Origin of the sequence: Bradyrhizobium australafricanum, from assembly GCF_020329495.1 — a bacterium.
Lineage (GTDB): Bacteria > Pseudomonadota > Alphaproteobacteria > Rhizobiales > Xanthobacteraceae > Bradyrhizobium > Bradyrhizobium australafricanum.
In genome coordinates, this window is record NZ_JAGKJL010000014.1 from 127,864 (window position 1) to 150,676 (window position 22,813).

Annotated in this window: 26 protein-coding genes; 16 read left to right on the forward strand and 10 right to left on the reverse strand. The window is 64.8% G+C overall.

What is annotated here, in order from left to right; genetic code table 11:
• Positions 1–10: 10 nt before the first annotated feature.
• From J6525_RS15225 to J6525_RS15235, 3 genes are all read left to right on the forward strand, one after another.
• The gene (locus tag J6525_RS15225; RefSeq protein ID WP_016847635.1) at positions 11–409 is read left to right on the forward strand and encodes a metallopeptidase family protein; all 399 of its coding nucleotides are present in this window, start codon (positions 11–13) and stop codon (positions 407–409) included.
• Between the two features lie 87 nt (positions 410–496).
• Positions 497–1,099 (forward strand): 3-isopropylmalate dehydratase small subunit, encoded by a 603-nt coding sequence (gene leuD / locus J6525_RS15230; protein WP_057020954.1) that lies wholly within the window; start codon positions 497–499, stop codon positions 1,097–1,099.
• 93 nt (positions 1,100–1,192) lie between these two features.
• On the forward strand, positions 1,193–1,981 hold the full coding sequence (locus J6525_RS15235; protein WP_092086979.1) for a glycosyltransferase family 32 protein: 789 nt from the start codon (positions 1,193–1,195) through the stop codon (positions 1,979–1,981).
• Between the two features lie 168 nt (positions 1,982–2,149).
• On the opposite strand, the gene J6525_RS15240 is transcribed toward J6525_RS15235, so the two are convergent.
• Positions 2,150–3,028: an HpcH/HpaI aldolase/citrate lyase family protein gene (locus J6525_RS15240; RefSeq protein ID WP_092087098.1), complete on the reverse strand. Its 879-nt coding sequence runs from the start codon at positions 3,026–3,028 to the stop codon at positions 2,150–2,152.
• 143 nt (positions 3,029–3,171) lie between these two features.
• On the opposite strand from J6525_RS15240, the gene J6525_RS15245 reads away from it, so the two are divergent.
• Positions 3,172–3,828, forward strand: coding sequence for a carbonic anhydrase (locus tag J6525_RS15245; protein WP_168858194.1), 657 nt, complete (start codon positions 3,172–3,174; stop codon positions 3,826–3,828).
• A gap of 1 nt (position 3,829) precedes the next feature.
• On the opposite strand, the gene J6525_RS15250 is transcribed toward J6525_RS15245, so the two are convergent.
• Together J6525_RS15250 and J6525_RS15255 are read right to left on the reverse strand one after the other, a co-directional pair.
• Positions 3,830–4,390, reverse strand: a complete 561-nt coding sequence (locus J6525_RS15250; protein ID WP_225645284.1) for a TIGR00645 family protein — start codon at positions 4,388–4,390, stop codon at positions 3,830–3,832.
• Between the two features lie 38 nt (positions 4,391–4,428).
• Positions 4,429–5,463, reverse strand: a complete 1,035-nt coding sequence (locus J6525_RS15255; protein ID WP_028337877.1) for an aspartate-semialdehyde dehydrogenase — start codon at positions 5,461–5,463, stop codon at positions 4,429–4,431.
• Positions 5,464–5,579: 116 nt separating this feature from the next.
• Here J6525_RS15255 and J6525_RS15260 point away from each other — a divergent pair, with 116 nt between their 5' ends.
• Entirely contained in the window at positions 5,580–6,374 is a 795-nt protein-coding gene (locus J6525_RS15260; RefSeq protein ID WP_225645285.1) for a hypothetical protein, read from the forward strand.
• Between the two features lie 176 nt (positions 6,375–6,550).
• The gene (locus J6525_RS15265; RefSeq protein ID WP_069277254.1) at positions 6,551–6,955 is read left to right on the forward strand and encodes a hypothetical protein; all 405 of its coding nucleotides are present in this window, start codon (positions 6,551–6,553) and stop codon (positions 6,953–6,955) included.
• 160 nt (positions 6,956–7,115) lie between these two features.
• On the opposite strand, the gene leuB is transcribed toward J6525_RS15265, so the two are convergent.
• Positions 7,116–8,228, reverse strand: a complete 1,113-nt coding sequence (leuB, locus tag J6525_RS15270) for a 3-isopropylmalate dehydrogenase (protein ID WP_092086966.1) — start codon at positions 8,226–8,228, stop codon at positions 7,116–7,118.
• A 263-nt stretch (positions 8,229–8,491) separates the two neighbouring features.
• On the opposite strand from leuB, the gene J6525_RS15275 reads away from it, so the two are divergent.
• Together J6525_RS15275 and J6525_RS15280 are read left to right on the forward strand one after the other, a co-directional pair.
• Entirely contained in the window at positions 8,492–9,355 is an 864-nt protein-coding gene (locus J6525_RS15275; protein WP_225645286.1) for an EamA family transporter, read from the forward strand.
• A gap of 81 nt (positions 9,356–9,436) precedes the next feature.
• The gene (locus tag J6525_RS15280) at positions 9,437–10,645 is read left to right on the forward strand and encodes a YbfB/YjiJ family MFS transporter (RefSeq protein ID WP_225645287.1); all 1,209 of its coding nucleotides are present in this window, start codon (positions 9,437–9,439) and stop codon (positions 10,643–10,645) included.
• 95 nt (positions 10,646–10,740) lie between these two features.
• Here the strand turns inward: J6525_RS15280 and J6525_RS15285 are convergent, their stop codons facing one another.
• From J6525_RS15285 to J6525_RS15295, 3 genes are all read right to left on the reverse strand, one after another.
• The gene (locus J6525_RS15285; RefSeq protein ID WP_225645288.1) at positions 10,741–11,526 is read right to left on the reverse strand and encodes a molybdopterin-binding protein; all 786 of its coding nucleotides are present in this window, start codon (positions 11,524–11,526) and stop codon (positions 10,741–10,743) included.
• Between the two features lie 11 nt (positions 11,527–11,537).
• Positions 11,538–12,170, reverse strand: coding sequence for a cytochrome b/b6 domain-containing protein (locus J6525_RS15290; RefSeq protein WP_225645289.1), 633 nt, complete (start codon positions 12,168–12,170; stop codon positions 11,538–11,540).
• A 181-nt stretch (positions 12,171–12,351) separates the two neighbouring features.
• On the reverse strand, positions 12,352–12,906 hold the full coding sequence (locus tag J6525_RS15295) for a fasciclin domain-containing protein (RefSeq protein WP_225645290.1): 555 nt from the start codon (positions 12,904–12,906) through the stop codon (positions 12,352–12,354).
• Between the two features lie 326 nt (positions 12,907–13,232).
• Between J6525_RS15295 and J6525_RS15300 the strand changes: the two genes are divergently transcribed.
• A complete protein-coding gene (locus J6525_RS15300) occupies positions 13,233–14,633 on the forward strand; it encodes an MFS transporter (protein WP_225645291.1) in 1,401 nt (466 codons plus the stop codon).
• Positions 14,634–14,892: 259 nt separating this feature from the next.
• Here J6525_RS15300 and J6525_RS15305 read toward each other — a convergent pair whose 3' ends face one another.
• Positions 14,893–15,654 (reverse strand): SDR family oxidoreductase, encoded by a 762-nt coding sequence (locus J6525_RS15305; protein WP_225645292.1) that lies wholly within the window; start codon positions 15,652–15,654, stop codon positions 14,893–14,895.
• Between the two features lie 86 nt (positions 15,655–15,740).
• Between J6525_RS15305 and J6525_RS15310 the strand changes: the two genes are divergently transcribed.
• From J6525_RS15310 to J6525_RS47470, 3 genes are read left to right on the forward strand one after another with little or no spacing between them, the layout of a single operon-like run.
• Positions 15,741–17,270: a malonate--CoA ligase gene (locus tag J6525_RS15310; RefSeq protein ID WP_225645293.1), complete on the forward strand. Its 1,530-nt coding sequence runs from the start codon at positions 15,741–15,743 to the stop codon at positions 17,268–17,270.
• 26 nt (positions 17,271–17,296) lie between these two features.
• Entirely contained in the window at positions 17,297–17,542 is a 246-nt protein-coding gene (locus J6525_RS15315; RefSeq protein WP_225645294.1) for a hypothetical protein, read from the forward strand.
• Between the two features lies 1 nt (position 17,543).
• Positions 17,544–17,816 (forward strand): DUF3658 domain-containing protein, encoded by a 273-nt coding sequence (locus tag J6525_RS47470; protein ID WP_225645295.1) that lies wholly within the window; start codon positions 17,544–17,546, stop codon positions 17,814–17,816.
• On the opposite strand, the gene J6525_RS15325 is transcribed toward J6525_RS47470, so the two are convergent.
• Together J6525_RS15325 and J6525_RS15330 are read right to left on the reverse strand one after the other, a co-directional pair.
• A complete protein-coding gene (locus J6525_RS15325) occupies positions 17,794–18,654 on the reverse strand; it encodes a sulfite exporter TauE/SafE family protein (protein ID WP_225645296.1) in 861 nt (286 codons plus the stop codon). The two genes, J6525_RS47470 and J6525_RS15325, sit on opposite strands and share 23 nt — an antisense overlap.
• A 13-nt stretch (positions 18,655–18,667) precedes the next feature.
• Positions 18,668–18,916 carry a hypothetical protein gene (locus tag J6525_RS15330; protein WP_225645297.1) on the reverse strand — a complete coding sequence of 83 codons (249 nt, stop codon included), beginning with the start codon at positions 18,914–18,916 and terminating at the stop codon, positions 18,668–18,670.
• Positions 18,917–19,022: 106 nt separating this feature from the next.
• Between J6525_RS15330 and J6525_RS15335 the strand changes: the two genes are divergently transcribed.
• The 4 genes from J6525_RS15335 to sdhA all read left to right on the forward strand — a co-directional run bounded on the left by J6525_RS15335 (position 19,023) and on the right by sdhA (position 22,802).
• Positions 19,023–19,943, forward strand: a complete 921-nt coding sequence (locus J6525_RS15335; RefSeq protein WP_225645298.1) for a LysR family transcriptional regulator — start codon at positions 19,023–19,025, stop codon at positions 19,941–19,943.
• Between the two features lie 229 nt (positions 19,944–20,172).
• A complete protein-coding gene (gene sdhC / locus J6525_RS15340) occupies positions 20,173–20,571 on the forward strand; it encodes a succinate dehydrogenase, cytochrome b556 subunit (RefSeq protein WP_028337891.1) in 399 nt (132 codons plus the stop codon).
• A 14-nt stretch (positions 20,572–20,585) separates the two neighbouring features.
• Positions 20,586–20,960, forward strand: a complete 375-nt coding sequence (gene sdhD, locus J6525_RS15345; RefSeq protein WP_085964893.1) for a succinate dehydrogenase, hydrophobic membrane anchor protein — start codon at positions 20,586–20,588, stop codon at positions 20,958–20,960.
• Between the two features lie 3 nt (positions 20,961–20,963).
• A complete protein-coding gene (sdhA, locus tag J6525_RS15350; protein WP_225645299.1) occupies positions 20,964–22,802 on the forward strand; it encodes a succinate dehydrogenase flavoprotein subunit in 1,839 nt (612 codons plus the stop codon).
• Positions 22,803–22,813: the final 11 nt, after the last annotated feature.

Sequence of the window (22,813 nt, forward strand, 5' to 3'; positions counted from 1 at the left end):
AAGGAGTGTCATGTGGACCACAGAAAAAGCCCCCTCGCTGGCCGAGATGGAGGCCATGGCGCACGAGGTTTTCGAGCGCCTGCCCAAGACGTTCCGGGCCCTCTGCGAGGGCCTGATCATCCGCGTCGACGACTTTCCGACCGACGAGGTGCTCGACGAGATGCAGGCCGAGAGCGAGTTCGACCTGCTCGGCCTGTTTCAGGGCATCGGCCTGCCGCAGCAGAGCCATAGCGACGTGGCCCGGCTGCCCAACCTGGTCTGGCTGTACCGCCGGCCGATCCTGGATTACTGGGCGGAGCACGACGAGACCCTCGGCCACATCGTTCGCCACGTGCTGATCCATGAGATCGGGCACCATTTCGGCCTCTCCGACGCCGATATGGAGGCGATTGAGGCCGATGCGGGCTAGCCCTGCAGAAATGGCCCTTTTACCGCTGTCACATTCGCGATAAACATCCGGCAGATATCCGCTATTTTTTGCCCGGGAAGAGCACCGATGGACAAGTTCACCACGCTGGAAGGCGTCGCGGCGCCGCTGAAGATCATCAATGTCGACACCGACATGATCATTCCGAAGCAGTACCTCAAGACCATCAAGCGCACCGGCCTTGGCAAGGGGCTTTTCTCCGAGCAGCGCTACAAGGATGACGGCAGCGAGAACCCGGATTTCGTCCTCAACCAGCCCGCCTATCGCAACGCGAAGGTGCTGGTCGCCGGCGACAATTTCGGCTGCGGCTCGAGCCGCGAGCACGCGCCCTGGGCACTGCTCGACTTCGGCATCCGCTGCGTGATCTCGACCTCGTTTGGCGACATCTTCTACAACAACTGCTTCAAGAACGGCATCCTGCCGATCCGCGTGTCGCAGGAGGACCTCGACAAGCTGTTCGACGACGCCGAGCGCGGCGCCAATGCGACGCTGACCATCGACCTCCCCAACCAGGAGATCCGCGGTCCCGACGGCGGTAAGGTCAAGTTCGAGATCGACCCGTTCCGCAAGCACTGCCTGATCAACGGCCTCGACGACATCGGCCTGACGATGGAAAAGAAATCGTCGATCGACAGCTACGAGACCAAGCTCAAGGAACGCGCCTGGGCTTGAGGCTCAGCCCATCATCGTGCCCCGGTGCCGTCAGGCGCCGGGGCTTTTCTTTGCCGAATTCGCTCGCCGCAAACCCGCTGATAGCTGACGCGCATGCTGCCTGATATCGTCACCTTCTGGCACGGCTCGATGGACGCGCTGCGCCAGACCTGCCTGCGCTCGCAGGCGGCGGCGGGGCACAAGGTCACCGTCTACAGTTTCGATCCGATTCCCGGCCTGCCCGACGGTATCGGCAATGCCGAAGCCGAAGCCGTGCTGCCGCATTCGTTCGCGGAGAAGCTGCGCCCGGCGGAGCCCGACGGCTCGTGGCGCGACTGGACCATGCTGCAGTTCAGCGACTTCTTCCGCATGCGGCTGATGGCGCGGCGCGCCGGTCTCTGGCTCGACGCTGACGTGCTGCTGCTGAAGGGCGTCGAGCTCGATCCGGCCAAGCCCTATTTTGCCTGGGAGCGGCCGCGGCAGCTCGGCAACTCCGTGCTGTATCTGCCGCCCGACGATCCGATCGTGCGCGCCTTCGATGCGCTGATGCAGCAGGACGAGCTGATCCCGGACTGGCTGGCGCTGCGCCATCGCCTGACCTTTGCGATGCGCCGGCTGCGCGGCAAGTCCAATCGCCTCGCCGACATCCGTGTCGCGATCTACGGCCCGGCGGCGCTCACCGCGCTGGCGCGCCGCGCAGGCGAATTGCAGCACGCGCTGCCGAAGCGATCATTCTACGCCGTGCATGCCGAGCCGAAGCTGTTCTTCGAGCCGTCGGATTTTTCGCACTACCTGAACGATCCCGGGATCATCGGCCTGCACATCTCGCCGAAAGGACGCGGCAAGGAGGCGCCGATCCCGGGCAGCCTCTACGCGTGGGCGGCGGAGAGGTTTGGGGCGTAACGCAAACACGGCTGCACCCTCTCCCCTTGTGGGAGAGGTGGCTTCGCGAAGCGAAGCCGGGTGAGGGGTTCTCTCCCCACGGGAGAATCCCGGAAGCGGAGACAACCCCTCATCCGGCGCTTCGCGCCACCTTCTCCCACGGGGGGAGAGGGAAGGCGCTTCGCTGGGCTAATGCCCCATCGCGGCGATCGCATCGGCGATCGCGATCGTGCGCCTGGCCATCTCGGCGTGTAGCCGCTCGACCATGCGGCCGTCGAGCTGGATCGCGCCGCGCGAGGCGTTCTCCGGCTTCTCGAAGGCGGCAATGATCTTGCGCGCCTCGGCGACCTCGGCCTCCGGCGGCGTGAAGATCGCGTTGCAGGCATCGATGTGGCTCGGATGGATCAGCGTCTTGCCGTCGAAGCCGAGATCGCGGCCCTGCGCACATTCCTCGGCGAAGCCGTCGACATTGCTGATGTCGCTGTAGGGACCGTCGAGGATCTCGAGCCCGTGCGCGCGGGTCGCCAGGATGCAATGCGTGATCATCGGAATCATTGCCGCGCGGCCCGGCTTCATCCGGATCCGGGTTTCGCGCGCAATGTCGTTCGGCCCGAACACGAAGCCGGCGAGCCGGGTTTCGGAATCCTTCGATGCCGCGGCCAGCTTGTCGGCGTCGAGCACCGCGCGCGCGGTCTCGATCATTGCCCAGACCCGGATCGAGGCAGGCGCATTGATGTCGCTAAGGCGATCGGCGACGGCGTTGAGATCGTCGACGGTCGAGATCTTGGGAACCAGGATCCCGTCCGGCTGCGACTTGCCGGCCATGCCGATGTCGTCGACCCACCAGGGCGTGTCGAGCGCGTTGATGCGGATCAGCACCTCGCGCTTGCCAAAGCCCTTGGCCGCGACCGCCGTGGCGATCTGCTCCCGGGCTGTGACCTTGGCGTCGGGGGCAACGGAATCCTCCAGGTCGAGGATAATGCCGTCCGCCGGCAGCGTCCGGGCCTTTTCCAGCGCCCGTGCATTCGATCCCGGCATGAACAACAAGCTGCGGCGCGGACGGGTCATCGACATTCTCCTGGGGGCTCGGGCTCCGCCGGTGGCCATTGTTTAGGCATCGGGCGGGAACCATTCTTCAACGCTGCCGTATCATCTCAGGCCACACGCCGAAAGTCTTGTTCCCGTTACCCGCATGTGGTTAGCCAGAGGCCATGAAATTCTTTCCTAAGCAGTTGATCGACGGCTACCGGACGTTCGCGACCCAGCGGCTGCCGACCGAGCAGTCGCGCTACCAGGATCTCTCGGAGCGCGGCCAGTTTCCCGAGACCATGGTGATCGGCTGCTGCGACTCCCGCGTCTCGCCGGAGGTGATCTTCGACGCCGGCCCCGGCGAGTTGTTCGTGGTCCGCAACATCGCCAATCTGGTTCCGGTCTATCAGCCCGACAGCAACGCCCACGGCGTCTCGGCCGCGCTGGAATACGCCGTGACCGTGCTGAAGGTGAAGAACATCGTGGTGCTGGGCCACGCGCAGTGCGGCGGCATCCGCGCCTTCGTCGACAAGATCAAGCCGCTCACGCCCGGCGACTTCATCGGCAAATGGATGCAGATGTTCATCAAGCCCGGCGAAATCGTCGAGCAACGCGAGCATGAGACCATGCAGGACTTCGTCGTCCGCATCGAGAAGGCCGCGGTGTTCCGCTCGCTGGAGAACCTGATGACGTTCCCATTCGTGCGCGAACGCGTCGAGAGCGGCGAGATGCAGCTGCACGGTGCCTATTTCGGCGTCGCCGAGGGCTCGCTGTTCGTGCTCGACCGGGTCGCGAAGGAATTCATCAGCGTCCGCGACGAGCTGAAATCAGACCAGTAATCTACTCGTTGCCGTGATGGCCGCTGCCCCAGCGGTCGGAGATCGCGAGCATGAAGGACGACACCACGAATACCAGGTGCACGCCGACCAGCCAGGCGAGCTTGCTGGGGTCGAACGCGGTATCGAGGTTCATGAACGCCTTCAGCACCTGAATCGCCGAGATCGCGACGATCGACGCCAGCAGTTTTTGCTTCAGGCCACCGAAATCGACCTTGGTCATCCAGTCCGGCCAATCCGGATGCCCTTCCGGATCGATCTTCGAGACGAAGTTCTCGTAGCCTGAGAACACCACGATCAGGATCAGATTGCCGGTCAGCGAGATGTCGATCAGCGCCAGCACGCCGAGAATGATGTCGGATTCCTTGGCATCCGGCACATGCAGGATGAAGTGCCACAGCTCCATGCAGAACTTGAACAGCAACGCCGCGAGGCTGATGACGAGACCGAAATAGAACGGCGCCATCAGCCAACGGCTGTTGAACAGCAGGTTCTCGAAACGACGTTCAACCCGCTTCAGCGTCGGATTGGGCCGATAGGTCCCCGGTTGTTCCGCTTCCGCCATGCCACGCGCTTCCTGACGCCGTATTCTCGCGGCAGCTTTTATGCCGCCTTCTGCTTGGCGGTGATCAGCTTGCGGTTGATCAGGACTTCGGCGATCTGCACGGCATTGAGCGCCGCGCCCTTGCGCAGATTGTCCGACACGCACCAGAACGACAGGCCGTTCTCCACTGTCGCGTCCTCGCGGATGCGGCTGATATAGGTCGCGTCCTCGCCGGCCGCCTCGTAGGGCGTGACGTAGCCGCCCGGCTCGTGCTTGTCGATCACGAGGCAGCCCGGCGCGCGGCGCAGGATGTCGCGCGCCTCGTCCGGCGTGATCGGATTGGCGAACTCGACGTTGACGGCTTCGGAGTGACCGACGAAGACCGGCACGCGTACGCAGGTGGCGGCGAGCTTGATCTTCGGATCGAGGATCTTCTTGGTCTCCGCCATCATCTTCCACTCTTCCTTGGTGTAGCCGTCTTCCATGAAGACGTCGATCTGAGGAATGACGTTGAAGGCGATGCGCTTCGGAAACTTCTTATTGACCAGCTCGTCATTGGTGTAGACGGCCTTGGTCTGCGAGAACAATTCGTCCATTGCGTCCTTGCCGGCGCCCGACACCGATTGATAGGTCGAGACCACGACGCGCGTGATCGTCGCCTTGTCGTGCAGCGGCTTCAGCGCGACCACGAGCTGCGCGGTCGAGCAGTTCGGGTTGGCGATGATGTTCTTCTTGGTGAAGCCGGCGGTCGCATCCGCGTTCACTTCGGGCACGATCAGCGGCACGTCCGGGTCCATGCGCCAGGCTGAGGAGTTGTCGATCACGACCGCGCCGGCGGCGCCGATCTTGGGCGACCATTCCTTGGAGACCGAGCCGCCGGCCGACATCAGGCAGATGTCGATGTCGGAGAAGTCATAGTGCTCGAGCGCCTTCACCTTCAGCGTGCGGTCGCCATAGGAGACCTCGATGCCGACGCTGCGGCGCGAGGCCAGCACGACGACCTCGTCGGCGGGGAATTTGCGCTCGTCGAGAATGTTGAGCATTTCGCGCCCGACATTGCCGGTCGCTCCGACCACCGCGACTTTGTAACCCATCGTTCACTCTCCGACGAAAAATGCCCGTTCCCCCGCAAGCTGCGGAAAGGGAAGAGGCAGCGCTTCTATGCGAGAAACCCCGTCAAGACAACGTTGCGTAGCTTTTGAGCGTTTTGATGCGTTTATTTCGGGCCGATCCGGCCGCGCCCCATCATACGAGAATTCCGTCAGCACTGACGAGCTTCGTCGACGAGGTGTACGCCACGCTCTCCCGGCTGTTCGCCTATGTCGCCGTGCTCGCGCTGTTCGTCGTCCTCGGCAACTATCTATGGAAGCAACTGCCCAACGCAACGGCGATGGCGGCCCCTGCCGCCGCAGGCTGGAGCCCGGCCGGCCGCACGGCGCCGGCCTTTGCCGTGAGCCGGCTAGATCTGCGAGATAAAACAGGGACTTACGAGATCCTCCGGCACCCCGAGGGCGGCCGCAAGGACGTCTTCGGTTGGGCCGATGCCAACGGCGCGGCGGTCGCCGAGCTGGAAATCTATCGCCCCGGCGGCGAGGCCATGGGGCCTGCGGCCACCGAGATTGCCGGGCGGCTCGACCCGGGCGGCGTCCACGAGCTCGAGGCTGCCGGCATCGTCGACAGCAAGTTCGGCAGCGTCACGCTGCTGCGCCCGGCGCGGCAGGACGGCGACCGTGCCTGCCTCGGCTTCCTCAAGCAGGCCGACGCGCCTGACCTTCGAATCTCCGGCTGGACCTGCCAGGGCACCAGCCTGCCGGCGCGCCGCGCCGCGATCGTCTGCATGCTGAACCGCCTGACCCTGCTGGCTGCGGGCAACGATCCGCGGCTCGCCGCCCTGTTCGCGCATGCCGAGCTCAAGCGCACCGACTGCGTTACCTCCGGCGTGCCCGCCCTGTCGGCCGACTGGGTCATGGGCAGCGAGAACCCGCGCCTGCGCGGCGCCCTTTGATGGCGAGACCGTGGCAAGGCACTGGTTTTCATGAAACTTTTGCGCTTGGACACGCATTATCTCAGCCGGTGTGGCGCAATTGACCTAGTGACGGCCTCCCCACCATGGCTACAATGTGTTCCGAGTGATTTTGGCGGACGCGCCAGCCCCGATGGGGCCGTAATGACGAGGATGCGATGACCTTGAAATTCCCTGCCGCGAACAAGCTCGTGGTGTTGCTTGCCGCGGCTGCCGTCACCGCAACCGCGTTCGGCATGACCGCGGCCAGCGCGCAGAGCCCGGCCAAGCGCAAGCAGCAGGAGCAGTATGACCGCGACGGCCGCCGCTATTACGGCGCCCAAGGTCCGAACCGTGTCTATCAGCAGGGCCCGCGCACCCGCGTTTACGTCACCACGCGCTCCTGGCTCGACGCCGGCACCGAAGTGCTGCCCGGCGATCGTAAGTTCAACGACTACGCCTATCCGCCGGATATCGGCTATCCCTCGTTCGCGCGCGAGAACAACAACCGCCCGATCGATCGCCAGCCGCTCAGCCCGCCGGCCGATCTCGGCGGCTATCCGCGGAATTTCCCGCTGTACTGAGACGTCTCACCCGGCGTCGTCCCGGCGAAGGCCGGGACCCATACGCCGCGGCCTCTCGATCTGAAATGATTGTTCGCCGATCTTCGTAACCATCGACATCGGTGGTTATGGGTCCCGGCCTTCGCCGGGACGACATCGTGTTTGTGTCAGCCGCGCGCCATCACGCGTGCAGCTTCTGCAATTCCTTCAGGATCGCCTCGCCCATCTGGCTCGTGCTGGCCGGCGTGGTGCCTTCCGACTTGATGTCGGCGGTGCGCAAGCCGCTGGCGAGCACGGCCGCGATCGCGGCATCGACCTTGTCGGCGAGCTCGCCCATGTCGAAGGAATAGCGCAGCGCCATGCCGAACGACGAGATCATCGCGATCGGATTGGCGAGGCCTCGGCCTGCGATATCGGGCGCCGAGCCGTGCACCGGCTCGAACAGCGAGCGCCGCTTCTTCGTCTTCGAATCGACTTCGCCGAGCGAGGCCGACGGCAGCATGCCGAGCGAGCCGGTCAGCATCGCCGCGATGTCCGACAGCATGTCGCCGAACAGATTGTCGGTCACGATGACGTCGAACTGCTTCGGCGCCTTGACGAGGTTCATACCGCCGGAATCGGCGAGCTGGTGCTCGAGCGTGACGTCCTTGTATTCGCGCGCATGGACCTGGGTCATGACCTCGTTCCAGAGCACGCCCGACTTCATGACGTTGCGCTTCTCCATCGACGTCACCTTGTTGCGGCGCTTGCGCGCCAGGTCGAAGGCGACGCGGCCGATGCGCTCGATCTCGTAGGTGTCGTAGACCTGGGTGTCGACCGCACGCTTCTGGCCGTTGCCGAGATCGGTGATGGTTTTCGGCTCGCCGAAATAGACGCCGCCGGTGAGTTCGCGCACGATCATGATGTCGAGGCCCTCGACAACGTCGCGCTTCAGGCTCGAGGCCTCGGCGAGCGCCGGGTAGCACACCGCCGGACGCAGATTGGCGAACAGGCCGAGATCCTTGCGCAGCCGCAGCAGGCCGGCCTCGGGACGCACCTCATAGGGCACGCTGTCCCACTTCGGGCCGCCGACCGCGCCGAAGATCACGGCGTCCGCCGCAGTCGCCTTGGCCATGTCGCCCTCGGAGATCGACACCTTGTGGGCGTCATAGGCGGAACCGCCGACCAGGCCCTGCTCCGTCTCGAACTTCGCGATGCCCTGCGCATTCAGCCAGTCGATCAGGCGCTGCACCTCGGCCATCACTTCGGGGCCGATGCCGTCGCCGGGGAGAAGCAGCAGTTTATGGGTCGCCATGGTGTTACCTCGAGCTAATCGTTGTTGTCGTTGCCGGGCAAGAGCGCGAAGCGCGTCCTCGCACAGATGACCCGGCAATCCATCCCGCTTCGAAAGGCCTTTGAAGATGGATGGATGCCCGGGTCGAGCCCGGGCATGACGAGCGGGGGGAAATCCGGCCGGAGTGCTAAAACGCCGGAGCCGGATTGGCAAGGCACCCTGGATCGGCCCAGAATGGTCCCAACGGGCAACCCGCGCCTTCAGAAGCCAACAAGACGGACCTCATGACCGCAGCCATCGTCTACGCCTTCGCCTCGGCCATTTTCCTCGGCGCCGGGGTGGTGCTGGCGCAGCTTGGCCTGCGCACCGTCGAGCCGCTGTCGGGCGCCGCGATCAGCGTGCCCACTTTCACCCTGCTGTTCCTGGTGCTGTCGCCGCTGATCCTGCATGGCGAGCCGGTGGTCTGGCGTGCGCTGCCGATCTTCATGGCGATCGGGCTGTTCTTCCCGGCCTCGCTGACGCTCCTGACCTTTGCGTCAAACCGGGCGCTGGGACCGGTCATCACCTCGACGCTGGGCAATCTGGCGCCGCTGTTTGCGGTCACCGCCGCCGTGGTGCTGCTGCACGAGCCCTTGCTGCCGCAGCAGCTCATCGGCCTCGTCGTCGCGGTCGCGGGCGCCGCCATCATCACCGTGACGAGGCCGCGCGACCTCGGCCATTGGCGCAGCTGGGCCCTGCTGCTGCCGCTCGCGAGCGCGCTGGTGCGCGGCATCGTGCTGCCGATCGCCAAGCTCGGCCTTGCGATCTGGCCGAGCCCGCTATGGGCCTGCCTGGTCGGCTATGTCATGTCCTCGCTGGTGGTGCTGATTGTGCAACGGGTCCGCAAGGGCAGCTTCATGGTGCAGGCGCCGCGCGAGGGCCGGTTCTGGTTCGCGCTGACCGGGATCAGCAACGGGCTCAGCGCGCTCAGCCTGTTTGCCGCGGTCCGCAACGGCCCGATCACGCTGGTGGCGCCGCTCGCCGCGATCTATCCGCTGGTCACCGTGGCGATGAGCGCGGTGGTGCTCAAGCATGTCGAGATCACCGCGCGGATCGTCGGCGGCACCCTGCTGACCGTGATCGGCGTCGCGCTGGTCCTGATTGCCTGATACGCAAGACAGTGTTGCGGGCATCGGCGCTGGGCAGCGCCGCCGCGGCCTGTCACAATGGCCGCATTGCCGGAGTGAATTGTGAGAGCCCCCGCCCCGTCCTACCCGCATCCCGCGCGGCTGATCCTTATTCTGTCGCTCGCACCGACGGTCGGTCTTGGCATCGGCCGGTTTGCCTATTCGCTGGTGCTGCCCGACATGCGCGACTCGCTGGCCTGGTCGTATTCGGCCGCCGGCTTCATGAATACGATCAATGCCGCCGGCTATCTGGTCGGCGCGCTGCTCGCCTCGCGGCTGATTGAACGGTTCGGACTTGCCGCGTCGGTGCGCTGGTCGACGCTGGCCTGCGCGCTGTCGCTGGCGCTTTGCGCCCTCTCGGGCAATTTCGTGGTGCTGAGCTTTGCCCGTCTGCTGGTCGGCTTCGCCGCCGCGATCGGCTTTGTCGGCGGCGGCGCGCTTGCGGCAACCATCGCGCAATCGCGACCCGAACGCGCGAACTTCCTGCTCAGCCTGTTCTATGCCGGGCCGGGCGTCGGCATCCTCGCATCGGGCTTGATCGCGCCCTTCGTGCTGCAGGGCTTCGGCGCCGGCTCGTGGTGGATCGTGTGGTGGGCGATGACGCTACTTTCCGCGATCATGACCGTGCCGCTGATGCTGGCGCCGCTCCACGCCAACACCGCCGCCGGCGGCATCGTGCGGACCCAATTCGCTGTCATGCCGGTCCTGATCTACCTCGCCGCCTACTTCCTGTTCGGCGCCGGTTACATCGCCTACATGACTTTCATGATCGCCTATGTCCGGGACGGCGGCGGCGGCGCAGCTGCACAGAGCGCGTTCTGGAGCCTGATCGGCGTCAGCGCATTCGTGACGCCCTGGGTCTGGGGGCGGGTGCTGGCGCTCGACCGCGGCGGGCTTGCCACCACCATCATCCTCGGCGTCAACGCGCTCGGCGCCAGCCTGCCGATCTTCGGGCATTCGCCGCTGGTGCTTGCGATCTCGGCGCTGGTGTTCGGCGTCGCCTTCTTCGCCGTGGTCGGCTCGACCACCGCCTTCGTGCGTTTCAACTACCCGCCGCAATCCTGGCCGACCGCGATCGCGGCGATGACCATCGCGTTCGGCATCGGCCAGACGCTCGGACCGATCGTGGTCGGCGCCATCACCGACGCGGTCGGCAGCCTGTCATTTGCGTTGAACGTCTCGGCCGCGATGCTCGCGCTCGGCGCGCTGCTGTCGGCGTTTCAGAGGAAGGTCCCCTCCCGGCGTCGTCCCGGCGAAGGCCGGGATCCATAACCACAAGCGGTTGCGGTGGAGGGGAGCGACTCCCGGCCTGCCTTTTCCCTCAGCCGCGGAGTATGGGTCCCGGCTTTCGCCGGGACGACAGCGAGTCAACTCCCGCTGAACGAATTGTAGCCCTGGTCTTCCCAGTAGCCGCCCTTGTAGTCGTTGGTGACTTCCATCGAGAGCACGTATTTCGGGTTCTTGAAGCCGAGCTTGGTCGGGACCCGGATCTTCATCGGAAAGCCGTAGGCGCGCGGCAGGACCTCGTCGGCGAATTTGAACGTCATCTGGGTCTGCGGATGGAGCGCCGAGCGCATGTCGAGCGGCGAGTTGTAGCCGTCCTTGTCGGCGCACTGGAACCAGACATATTTGGCGCGGGTGTCGGCGCCGACCAGCTTGAGGAAATCGCGCAGGGGCGTGCCGGTCCAGCTGCCGATCGCGCTCCAGCCCTCGACGCAGATGTGGCGCGTCACCTGCTTGACCTGCGGCAGCTTGTACAATTCGTCGAGCGTCCACGACTTCTTGTTGTCGACCAGCCCGCGCACCTCGAGCTTCCAGTCAGCGCCTGCGATCTCAGGCGCGTCGTCGAGATCGTAATAGGCGTTGAACGGGAACGGCTTGGTGATCATGCTCTCGGGAAAGGTCGGCGCCAGCGCATCCGGATTGAACATCCAGGCCTGCACCGCATCGTTGAACTTCGAAACGTGCTTCAGCATTTCCTCGGCCGACGACGAATCGACCACATCGCAGCCGGTCAATAGCGTCAGCGCGCCGAGGCTGGTGCCCGCCGTGATGAAGCGACGGCGCGTCAGCTCCGGCATCGCCTTCACCGCATCGCGCACGAGCAGCTTCTTGTCGACACCGGGGATCAGGAGCCTGCGGAGACGACCCATGACTACCTCCCTCAGCGTGCGATGATCATGGCGCGCAGGCTCTTCGGCACCAGCAGCGCGAGCGCGACATGGATCACCAGGAAGGCGACGATCAGCGCCATGCAGGTGAAGTGAACATAACGGGCGAAATCGTAACCGCCGAACAGCGACACCAGCCAATGCAGCTGCACCGGCTTCCACATCGACAGGCCGGACAGCACGATGACGACGCCGACCACGATGATGCCGGCATAGAGCAGTTTCTGCACCGAATTGTATTTGCTGAGATCGTCATGCGACAGCTTGAAGGTCAGCGCCGCCTTGGTGTCGGCAATCACGCCGCCGGGGGTGATCGGCAGCAGCTTCTTGCGGAAGCGGCCGGTGGCGAAGCCGAGCGCCAGATAGACCAGGCCGTTGACCATCAACAGCCACATCGCGGCGAAATGCCAGAGCAGCGCACCGCCGAGCCAGCCGCCGAGCGTGATGCTCCGCGAGAAGGTGAAGCCAAACAGCGGCGAGGCGTTGTAGATTTGCCAGCCGGACATAATCATCAGGATCATCGCGAAGGCGTTGATCCAGTGCACCATGCGCACCCAGACCGGCTGGATCGCCTTCGCGGGTGCCGCGGTCTCTGTCTGGTGGTCGCTGACGGCAAGGCTCGTCATGGGATATCTCTGCTCGTGGTCGTTACCGGGTTATACGCCCGGAACCGGCGGTCCGTTACGGGGTCGCGCATCATCAGTTTGATATAGGCTGCTTCATATGGTCACAAAAATGCGAGCCGGGGCGAGGCGCCGGCTCGCTATGTCGCGGGTCCTTTGAGGGACTAAAGCAGGCCGTCAGGTGTTACGTCGCCGGCATCAGCACGGTATCGACCACATGGATGACGCCGTTCGACTGGTTGACGTTGGAAATCGTCACCATCGAGGTGCCGCCCTTGGCATCGACGATCCAGACCTTGCCGTCCTGCTTCTTGACGGTCAGCTCCTCGCCTTCGGCGGTCTTCAGCTTCTTGCCGTCGGTGAGGTCGGAGGCCTCGAGCTTGCCCGGCACCACATGGTAGGTGAGGATCTTGGTCAGAGTCGCCTTGTTCTCGGGCTTGACGAGGGTGTCGACGGTTCCGGCCGGCAGCTTGCCGAACGCGGCATTGGTCGGCGCGAACACCGTGAACGGGCCCTTGCCTTCCAGCGTGCCGACCAGGCCCGCGGCCTTCACCGCGGCGACGAGCGTGGTGTGATCCTTCGAGTTGACGGCGTTCTGCACGATGTTCTTCGACGGGAACATCGCGGCGCCGCCGACCATCACGGTCTTTTCCTCGGCACGGACCGGCGCCACGACAGTGGCGGTGATCGCAAGCGCGCTGAAGGCGGCGGCGGCGAGATAGGCAATACGCTTCGACATGGTTTCATCTCCCGATGAGTAGGCCGACCGGCGAGGCTTCGCCGGCGTTGAAGGGGCAACAACGGCGCGTGCTGGTTGATGAGTGCGTCGTCGTTGGCCGAGCTACGGCAGGTTTTCCCGACGGTTTCCGGAAATAATTCTTTGTGATTGTTGAAACCGGCCGGCGCGCGCTGCGTACACGCGACACCTCGCGCAGCCCGCCAGGCATTCCATTCAGCGGAATGGACGCGTGCGCTGCCGCGAGCAATTTGCTTGCCGCAGTCAGCTGATTGGTTCAGCTTGAGGTTGCGGCACAGCTTCGCAGAAAGCGGCCGCGGGGAGGCATCATGAGCAGCATCACGGCTGACGGCCACGCCGCACCTGCGGTGAACGATGCAAGTATCGACATCGGTCCGCTCGAGCAGAAGCATCTGCAATACGCCAACTACCGCGCGGTTGCGGACACAACCGAGATCACGAAAACGCATTGGCACATCGCCACCGCCAACGCGCTCGGCTGGGGCTTCGACGGCATGGACGGCGTGATCTTCGCGCTGATCTCGCCGATGGTGATCAAGGAATTTTCGCTGAGCCTGCCGGAGTACCGCTCCGGCATGCAGATCGCGCTGTTCGTCGGCATCGCGGGGCTTTACTTCTGGCCATGGCTCGCCGACCGCTACGGTCGCCGCACGCTGCTCGCCGTCAATATCGCGCTGTTCTCGCTCCTGATGCCGGTCGCGGCGATGTCGCCGACCTTCGCGGTGTTCGTGATCGCGCGCTCGCTGTTGTTCTTCGCGCTCAACGGCGAATGGTCGCTCGGCTCGATGCTGGTGGCGGAGACCTGGCCGGCCCGGCTGCGCGGCCGCGTCATCAGCATCACCCGCTCGGCCTGGTGCCTCGGCGCCACGCTCGCGGGTGCGATCACGGGCCTCGTCGCCGCCAATTTCGGCTGGCGCATCGCCGTCATGGTGCCCGGCGTGATCGCGCTGCTCGCGATCTATATCCGCTCCACCTGCCCGGAATCGCCCTATTGGGTGCGCGCGCAGGACCGCAAGCGGCGCATCTCGGAGACGCTTGCGCGCGGCGGCACGGTCAGCGCCGAGGACAGCGCCTGGTTCGGCAAGGCAAAGTCGGTCGGCATCCGCCAGGTGTTCATGCCCGACGTGCTGCCCGCCACGCTGGTCGCGCTGTTCGTCGCCTGCGCCAGCACATGCATCTACGGCACGGTCGGCGCCTGGATGCCGCTGTATCTATCGACCGAGAAGCACTGGTCGACCGCCGAATACAGCCTGTTCTACGTGTTCTACGGGCTCTGCGGCTTCCTCGGACTGTGCCTGGTCGGCTGGCTGATCGACAAGATCGGCCGCCGCCGCACTTTCATCATCACCCTGATCGAGGGTGCGATCTTCATGACGCTCTGGGTCTATTCCGAGGACCGCGTGCTGCTCTGGGCGTTCGGGCTCGCCTGGTGTCTCGGCTTTCTCGGCTTCTGGGGGCCGAGCACGACGCTGACCGCGGAGATCTTCCCGACCCGGATCCGCGGCGCCGCCAACGGCGTGGTCTGGGCGATCGCCTATTTCGTCGGCTTCGTGCTGTTCCCGTTCGTCTCGATCGCGCTCCAGCAGCACACCGGCTCGTTCGCGCTGGCGTTCCTCTGCATCCCCGTGCTGATGATCGCGATGGCGATCGGCGTGTACCTGTTCGTGCCGGAGCATACCGGCAAGGAGCTGAACGAGATCATCGAGTGAGTCGCGCGGGACTCCGTCGTTTGTAGCCCGGATCAAGCGCAGCGAGATCCGGAACCAGCCTCTCCGCGGGCAGACCGTCGGATTACGCTTCGCTCCATCCGGGCTACGGAGCTCCAACCTCCCCTTGAAAAGGGGAGGTCGCTTTGCTCGCAGAGCAAAGCGGGTGGGGGGATCAGCGCTCTCCGCATACAGCATCGCCTGCGGCTGACCCCCATCCCGGCCTTCCCCCTTTCAGGGGGAAGGAGAAGACGGACCTCATCTAATCCCGGTTCGCCGGCGTCTGGATGAAGCCGCGGTTGTGGGTCGGGCTGATCAGGATCTCGTTCATGCACACCCGTGCCGGCATGCTGGCGACGAAAGCGATGGTGCGGCCGCAATCCTCGGGCTGCAGCATCTTGGCCTGCTCGGCTTCGCTCGGCACCACCGGCCGCTGCTTCAGGATCGGGGTCGCGACCTCACCCGGGGACAGGCAGCAGGCGCGCAGGCCGTTGACGCATTCGTCCATGTTGAAGGAATGGGTCAGCGCCAGCACCGCGTGCTTGGTCGTGGTGTAGGCCGGGCCCGGCATCTTCGAGACGTGGCGGCCGGCCCAGGAGGCGACGTTGATGATGCAGCCGTCCTTCTGCTTGCGCATCGTCGGCAGCACCGCGCGCATGCAGTAGAGCACGCCGTTGAGGTTGACCTCGACGAGCTTGTCCCAGCCTTCCAGTTCCATGTCGGCCCAGCTGCGCTTCGGCACATTGATGCCGGCGCTGTTGACCAGGAGGTCGATGCGGCCGTGCTTGCCGACGATCGTCTCGGCGGCCTTGTTGACATCGGTCTTGTTGCTGACATCGAGCGGGATCGCCTCGGCCTTGCCGCCCTTTTTGGTGATGTTGGCCACTACGCGGTCGAGCTCTTCCCTGCGGCGGCCGGAGACCACGACGGTCCAGCCGTCCGCAGCCAGGAACTCCGCCCCGGATTCGCCGATTCCGGTGCCGCCGCCGGTGACCCAAGCCACGCGTTTCCCATTATTTGTCATGCAAACTGTCTCCGTTGCTTTCCGAAGGGCGTTTTTGCTAATCCAGCCGAAATCTTCCGGCCCTTCGCCCCTCGGGGAATGTTTGCATGAACACGACCACCAACGCCAATCTGTTTTCCCGCCTGTTCGACGGCCTCGACGACCCCAACCGGCTCGCGATCGAGCAACACGACGGCAGCCGCATCTCCTATGGCGATTTGATCGCGCGCGCAGGCCAGATGGCGAACGTGCTGGTTGAGCGCGGCGTCAAGCCGGGTGACCGCGTCGCGGCGCAGACCGAGAAGTCGGTTTCGGCCCTGGTGCTGTATCTCGCCACCGTGCGCGCCGGCGGCGTCTACCTGCCGCTCAACACCGCCTATACGCTGAACGAGCTCGAATACTTCATCACCGACGCCGAGCCGGCGCTGGTGGTCTGCGATCCTTCCAAGCAGGACGGCATCAAGGCGATCGCCGCCAAGGTGGGCGCCAAGGTCGAGACGCTCGGTGCCAGCGGCAAGGGTTCGCTGACCGAGGCCGCCGACAAGGCGGCGAAGGAATTCGCCACGGTGCCGCGCGGCAACAATGATCTCGCCGCGATCCTCTACACGTCGGGCACCACCGGCCGCTCCAAGGGCGCGATGCTGTCGCACGACAATCTGGCCTCGAACTCGTATTCGCTGGTCGACTACTGGCGGTTCACCGACAAGGACGTGCTGATCCACGCGCTGCCGATCTATCACACCCACGGCCTGTTCGTGGCGAGCAACGTGACGCTGTTCGCGCGCGCCTCGATGACCTTCCTGCCGAAGTTCGATCCGGACGTGATCATCAAGCTGATGGCCCGCGCCACCGTGATGATGGGCGTGCCGACCTTCTATACCCGCCTGCTGCAGAACCCCGGCCTGAACAAGGACGCGACCAGGCACATGCGGCTGTTCATCTCCGGCTCGGCGCCGCTGCTCGCCGACACCCATCGCGAATGGTCTGATCGCACCGGCCACGCCGTACTCGAGCGCTACGGCATGACCGAAACCAACATGAACACGAGCAACCCCTATGACGGCGACCGCGTACCCGGCGCAGTCGGCTTCGCGCTGCCCGGCGTCTCGGTGCGGGTGACCGATCCCGAGACCGGCAAGGAGCTCGCGCGCGAGACCATCGGCATGATCGAGGTCAAGGGCCCGAACGTGTTCCAGGGCTACTGGCGCATGCCGGAGAAGACCAAGGCCGAATTCCGCGCCGACGGCTTCTTCATCACCGGCGACCTCGGCAAGATCGACGACAAGGGCTATGTCCACATCCTCGGCCGCGGCAAGGATCTTGTGATCTCGGGCGGCTTCAATGTCTATCCGAAGGAGATCGAGAGCGAGATCGACGCCATGCCCGGCGTGATCGAGTCAGCCGTGATCGGCGTGCCGCATGCCGATTTCGGCGAAGGCGTCACCGCCGTCCTGGTGTGCAGCAAGGGCGCCGATATCAGCGAGGCCGCGGTGCTGAAGGCGCTCGACGGACGGCTGGCCAAATTCAAGATGCCGAAGCGCGTCTTCGTCGTCGACGAGTTGCCACGCAATGCGATGGGCAAGGTGCAGAAGAATATTCTGCGGGATACGTATAAGAATATTTACGCGAAGGGATGAAGCCGCAAGAACGTCGTGAGGGGTAGATGGAGCGGGAGCAGGCTATCCAGATTAACGATCAACTCGTCATCGCGCACGAGGCGATGAAGAAGGCTCGAATCGCGATTGCGGAGCTCGGAAAGCAGGAGCGGCTTGAATTGGATGGCCCGCTTTATGACCTCCTGCTCGAGCTGGAATGGCAGGTGATGCTACCGCTCTACGAACAGTTTCGCGACCTGATGAAGCTGGAGCTTCACGAAGAACTCCCTCCCCCGACCTCTGAAGTGGAGTGACGTGCGTCTCCCCCGTGGCGCTACGGAAGCTGCGCTCGACGACGTCATCATGTCGGCCCTGACATCGCGATGGCAAAAGGTCGCGATGATTATAGGGGTCGCGATGGCAGACTGCGAGAAACTGAAATTGCCAATAGCTCCTGAAATGATCGGAGCACGATTGCGATTCCTGTCCCACGCCGATCGGATCGAGGGTGTCGGAGACCTCCGACGGTGGGGTCACAGCGAAGTACGGCTGAAGGACGAGCCGATCAGTGCCCTCCGACGAGGCTGATCACGAACCGTCCGCCGACAATGAAGAGATAGGCCCCGAACGCCACCTCCAGCGCCCGCTTCGACAGCGCGTGCGCGACCTTGACGCCGAGCGGCGCGGTGACGAGCGTGGTCGGCATTACCAGCAGCGCACCGATCAGCGAGACGTAACCGAGCGCGAACGGCAGCTGCAGCGCGGTGACGTCGGGGAAGCGCGCGGCGGCGGGCCAGCCGGCATAGACATAGCCCAGCGCGCCGGGGATCGAGATCAGCACCGCGAGCGCCGAGGAGGTCGCGACCGCCTGATGGATCGGCCGGCCGTAGAAGGTCATCAGCAAATTGGCGAACAGGCCGCCGCCGATGCCCATCAGTGTCGACAACAGGCCGACGAAGAAGCCATAGACACGCATCAGGAAACCCTTCGGCACGTCGTCGCCGAACTTCCAGGTCTCGCGCGCCAGCAGCAGGCGCGCGGCCGCCGACCACGCCACCATCACGAACACAATCTTGAACAGCCGCTCCGGCGCGAAGCGCGCGGTGACGCTGCCGGCGGCGACGCCGATCACGATCGGCAGCCACCAGCGCTTCAGGATCGTCATGTCGACCGCGCCGCGGCGATAATGCGCACGGAACGAGCTCAGCGAGGTCGGGATGATGATCGCGAGCGAGGTGCCGATGCACAGCGGCATCCGCACTTCGAGCGGCACGCCGGCGAGGCGAAAGCATTCATAGAACACCGGCACCAGGATCGCGCCGCCGCCGATGCCAAACAGCCCGGCGAAAAAGCCGGACAGCGCGCCGACCGCGATCAGCAGCAGCGCAAGCTCGAGCAATTCCTTGGGGTCGAGGCCGGCCATCATGTCCTTCGCATCGTCAGGAGGCGCCCGCCTCGGTGCGGTCGGCCAACCACAGCGCGACCGACGCTGCGACGGGAGCAGCGACCGCAATCAAGGCACAGCGGAGTGGGATCGAGGACGTCGCGCCCTGCATCGGCAACGTCAGCACGTCGATTAACAGTCCGACGCAGGAGAAAACAAGCAGGATGGCCGGATCGTCGGCGCCGGCGCGGCCGGCGCTTCGGCGCCGTTCGATCGACTTCGGGTGGGTGGAAGTTGAGGCCATGTTTCGGGCTCCTCACATCGTGCAGCCATCAGGCTAGACCCTTCTGGAAGGCGGGAGTATTGCTCGATATTGGCGAGCTCTCTTGCGAAATATGGAAGGATCGAGTTTGGACCAGCTTGCGGCGATGGCGGCCTTTGTCCGCGCGGTCGAGAGCGGCAGCCTGTCGGCGGCCGCGCGCTCACTGCCAAGCTCGCTGACCTCGGTGAGCCGGCAGATCAGCGCGCTCGAGGAGCATTTCGGCACTCGCCTGCTGCTGCGCACCACCCGCCAGCTCGCGCTGACCGACGACGGACGCATCCTCTACGAGCGCGCGAAATCGATCCTCGGCGAAGTCAGCGAGATCGAAGCGACGCTGGCGCGCGACCCGCATCAGCCATCGGGACGGATCCGCGTCAGCTCGCCGAGTCTGATCGGACGGCTCGTGATCGCGCCGCTGCTGGTCGAGTTTCTGCGCCGCTATCCGGCGCTGTCCGTCGACCTTCTTCTGGTCGACCGCGCCGTCGACATGGTCGAGGAGGACATCCATCTGGCCATACGCATCGGCCGCTTGCGCGACTCGCAACTCGTGGCGCGCAAGCTCACCGATCTGCAGCTGATCGTGTGCGCGTCGCCGGACTATCTGGCCCGGCGCGGCGCGCCGCGGACACCGGACGATCTTGCCGGGCATGACTGCCTGGTGTTTTCCGATTCGCCCGGCAGCGCGGAGTGGCGCTTTGCCGACGGCAGCAAGACGGGCCGCAAAATCCGCATATCCGGTCGGCTCTGGATGAATAGCCTCGACGCGCTGGTCAGTGCGGCGCGGGAGGGCGCCGGCATCGTCCGCGCGCCGTCCTGGCAGGTGCAGTCCGAGCTCGCCGACGGCCGCCTGCAGCGCCTGCTGATCGACCACGAGCCGGCGCCGACGCCGCTACATCTGATGCTTCAGCCGTCACGTCTCGCATCGCCTAAGATCAGGGCATTTGTCGATTATCTGGTGGAACGGTGGAGCAAAATCGATGCCTTGCGGAGCCCGTTTGCGGGCGGCTGAGCGCGCTAATTGATCCACGATTATCTTGATTCATTACTTGGTTCGCTCGACCTTGCATCTGGTATACCACACTGCGGATCAACCAGAATTCGGCAACTCTAACAATGAACTTCGGTTCGACCGAAGGCTATTTGGCCGTTGCGCGGGGTGATCCGACTCCGTAAATAGAACTCCTCTACCGCGTTCCCCGATGGGCCGGCCGCGGTCCCTCACAACATAAAGCCCGCCGATGACCGCCAGGATCGAACGACCGCTTTCACCCCATTTGCAGACCTACCGGTGGACGCTGACGATGGCGCTGTCCATCGTCCACCGCGCCACGGGTTTGGCCCTCTATTTCGGCACCCTGCTGCTGGCCTGGTGGCTGATCGCCGCCGCTTCCGGCCCCTCGGCTTACGCCAACGTCCAGGCCTTCACCGGCAGCGCGATCGGCAAGCTTATCGTGTTCGGCTACACATGGGCGCTGATGCACCATCTGTGCAGCGGCATCCGGCATTTCGTCTGGGACCTCGGCTACGGCTTCAAGGCCAATGAGCGCGAAGCCCTGACCTGGGGCGCGCTGGTCGCCGGCATCGCGCTGACCGTTTTGGTCTGGATCATTGCCTACGCCGTGGGAGGTGGACGATGAGCGGCCCCTCCTCGATGCGCACGCCGCTGGAGCGCGTCCGCGGCCTCGGCTCCGCGCACACCGGCACGGGCGATTTCTGGCGCCAGCGCCTCACCGCGGTTGCGATGACGCTGCTGATCGTTCCCGTGATCGTCGTGGTGATCACGCTGATCGGCCGCAACCATGCCGGCGCGGCGCAGATCCTCGGCTCGATCCCGATCGCCATCATCCTGCTGCTCTTCATCATCGCCAGCACCTGGCACATGAAGATCGGCATGCAGGTCGTGATCGAAGACTACATCCATAACGAGAAGCTGAAGATCGCCAGCGTAATGGCGAACAACTTCTTCTGCGTCGCGGTCGCATTGGCCTCGATCTACGCAATCCTCAAATTGTCGTCGGGAGTTTGACCCATGGCCGGTGAAGGAAACGGCAAGGCCACCAGCGGTGGCCCGGCCACGAACGGCAAGGCCTACCCGATCCAGGACCACACCTACGACGTCGTCGTGGTTGGCGCCGGCGGCGCCGGCCTGCGCGCCGTGGTCGGCTGCTCGGAAGCCGGGCTGCGCACCGCCTGCATCACCAAGGTGTTCCCGACCCGCTCGCACACCGTTGCGGCGCAGGGCGGCATCTCGGCCTCGCTCGGCAACATGCATCAGGACGACTGGCGCTGGCACATGTACGACACCGTGAAGGGGTCGGACTGGCTCGGCGACCAGGACGCGATCGAATATATGGTGCGCAACGCGCCCGACGCGGTCTACGAGCTCGAGCATTGGGGCGTTCCATTCTCGCGCACCGAGGACGGCAAGATCTATCAGCGCCCGTTCGGCGGCATGACCCTGGACTACGGCAAGGGTCAGGCGCAGCGCACCTGCGCCGCCGCCGACCGCACCGGCCACGCCATGCTGCACACGATGTACGGCCAGTCGCTGCGCCATTCGGCCGAGTTCTTCATCGAGTTCTTCGCCATCGACCTGATCATGGACGATCAGGGCGTCTGCCGCGGCGTGATCGCGCTCAAGCTCGATGACGGCACGCTGCATCGCTTCCGCGCCCAGACCACGATTCTGGCGACCGGCGGCTATGGCCGCGCCTATGCCTCCTGCACCTCGGCGCACACCTGCACCGGCGACGGCGGCGGCATGGTGCTGCGCGCCGGCCTGCCGCTGCAGGACATGGAATTCGTCCAGTTCCATCCGACCGGCATCTACGGCTCGGGCTGCCTCGTCACCGAAGGCGCCCGCGGCGAAGGCGGCTATCTCGTCAACTCCGAGGGCGAGCGCTTTATGGAGCGCTATGCGCCGTCGGCCAAGGACCTCGCTTCGCGCGACGTCGTCTCGCGCGCGATGACGATCGAGATCCGCGAAGGCCGCGGCGTCGGCAAGAAGAAGGACCACATCTTCCTGCACCTCGACCACCTCGATCCGAAGGTGCTGCATGAGCGGCTGCCGGGCATCTCCGAATCGGCCAAGATCTTCGCCAATGTCGATGTCACCCGCGAGCCGATCCCGATCGTGCCGACCGTGCACTACAACATGGGCGGCATCGCCACGAATTATCACGCCGAGGTGCTGACCAAGCGCAATGGCGACGACAATTCGGTGGTGCCGGGCCTGATGGCGATCGGCGAAGCGGCCTGCGTCTCGGTGCACGGCGCCAACCGCCTCGGCTCCAACTCGCTGATCGACCTCGTGGTGTTCGGCCGCGCCGCGGCGCTGCGCCTTGCCGACAAGCTGACCGCGAACGCCAAGCAGCCGGAGCTGCCGAAGGATTCCGCCGACCTCGCGCTCGGCCGGCTCGATCATTTCCGCCATGCCTCCGGCGGCACGCCGACTGCGAAGCTGCGCGACAGCATGCAGCATGTGATGCAGAACAATTGCGCGGTGTTCCGCACCGGCGACGTGCTGCAGGAAGGCCAGAACCTGATCCACAAGGTCTATGGCGGCGTCGGCGACATCTCGGTGTCGGACCGCTCGCTGGTGTGGAATTCCGATCTGGTCGAGACGCTGGAATTCGACAATCTGATCGTGCAGGCGGTCGTGACGATGGATTCGGCGGCGAACCGCACCGAAAGCCGCGGCGCGCATGCGCGCGAGGACTTCCCGGACCGCAACGACAAGGACTGGATGAAGCACACGCTGACCTGGATCGATCCGGCCGGCAAGACCGCGATCGAGTACCGTCCGGTGCACAGCTACACGATGACCAATGACGTGCAGTACATCCCGCCGAAGGCGCGGGTCTACTGAGAACGAAGGCG

Coding starts and splice junctions, on each gene's coding strand:
- J6525_RS15245 (WP_168858194.1), top strand. CDS start 3,172: ATGAAATTCTTTCCTAAGCAGTTGATCGACGGCTACCGGACGTTCGCG.
- leuD (WP_057020954.1), top strand. CDS start 497: ATGGACAAGTTCACCACGCTGGAAGGCGTCGCGGCGCCGCTGAAGATC.
- sdhC (WP_028337891.1), top strand. CDS start 20,173: ATGACCGCCAGGATCGAACGACCGCTTTCACCCCATTTGCAGACCTAC.
- J6525_RS15305 (WP_225645292.1), bottom strand. CDS start 15,654: ATGACAAATAATGGGAAACGCGTGGCTTGGGTCACCGGCGGCGGCACC.
- J6525_RS15260 (WP_225645285.1), top strand. CDS start 5,580: ATGCGTTTATTTCGGGCCGATCCGGCCGCGCCCCATCATACGAGAATT.
- J6525_RS15325 (WP_225645296.1), bottom strand. CDS start 18,654: ATGATGGCCGGCCTCGACCCCAAGGAATTGCTCGAGCTTGCGCTGCTG.
- J6525_RS15290 (WP_225645289.1), bottom strand. CDS start 12,170: ATGACGAGCCTTGCCGTCAGCGACCACCAGACAGAGACCGCGGCACCC.
- sdhD (WP_085964893.1), top strand. CDS start 20,586: ATGCGCACGCCGCTGGAGCGCGTCCGCGGCCTCGGCTCCGCGCACACC.
- J6525_RS15300 (WP_225645291.1), top strand. CDS start 13,233: ATGAGCAGCATCACGGCTGACGGCCACGCCGCACCTGCGGTGAACGAT.
- leuB (WP_092086966.1), bottom strand. CDS start 8,228: ATGGCGACCCATAAACTGCTGCTTCTCCCCGGCGACGGCATCGGCCCC.
- J6525_RS15250 (WP_225645284.1), bottom strand. CDS start 4,390: ATGGCGGAAGCGGAACAACCGGGGACCTATCGGCCCAATCCGACGCTG.
- J6525_RS15295 (WP_225645290.1), bottom strand. CDS start 12,906: ATGTCGAAGCGTATTGCCTATCTCGCCGCCGCCGCCTTCAGCGCGCTT.
- J6525_RS15225 (WP_016847635.1), top strand. CDS start 11: ATGTGGACCACAGAAAAAGCCCCCTCGCTGGCCGAGATGGAGGCCATG.
- J6525_RS15265 (WP_069277254.1), top strand. CDS start 6,551: ATGACCTTGAAATTCCCTGCCGCGAACAAGCTCGTGGTGTTGCTTGCC.
- J6525_RS15275 (WP_225645286.1), top strand. CDS start 8,492: ATGACCGCAGCCATCGTCTACGCCTTCGCCTCGGCCATTTTCCTCGGC.
- J6525_RS15315 (WP_225645294.1), top strand. CDS start 17,297: ATGGAGCGGGAGCAGGCTATCCAGATTAACGATCAACTCGTCATCGCG.
- J6525_RS15235 (WP_092086979.1), top strand. CDS start 1,193: ATGCTGCCTGATATCGTCACCTTCTGGCACGGCTCGATGGACGCGCTG.
- sdhA (WP_225645299.1), top strand. CDS start 20,964: ATGGCCGGTGAAGGAAACGGCAAGGCCACCAGCGGTGGCCCGGCCACG.
- J6525_RS15330 (WP_225645297.1), bottom strand. CDS start 18,916: ATGGCCTCAACTTCCACCCACCCGAAGTCGATCGAACGGCGCCGAAGC.
- J6525_RS15255 (WP_028337877.1), bottom strand. CDS start 5,463: ATGGGTTACAAAGTCGCGGTGGTCGGAGCGACCGGCAATGTCGGGCGC.
- J6525_RS15310 (WP_225645293.1), top strand. CDS start 15,741: ATGAACACGACCACCAACGCCAATCTGTTTTCCCGCCTGTTCGACGGC.
- J6525_RS15240 (WP_092087098.1), bottom strand. CDS start 3,028: ATGACCCGTCCGCGCCGCAGCTTGTTGTTCATGCCGGGATCGAATGCA.
- J6525_RS15285 (WP_225645288.1), bottom strand. CDS start 11,526: ATGGGTCGTCTCCGCAGGCTCCTGATCCCCGGTGTCGACAAGAAGCTG.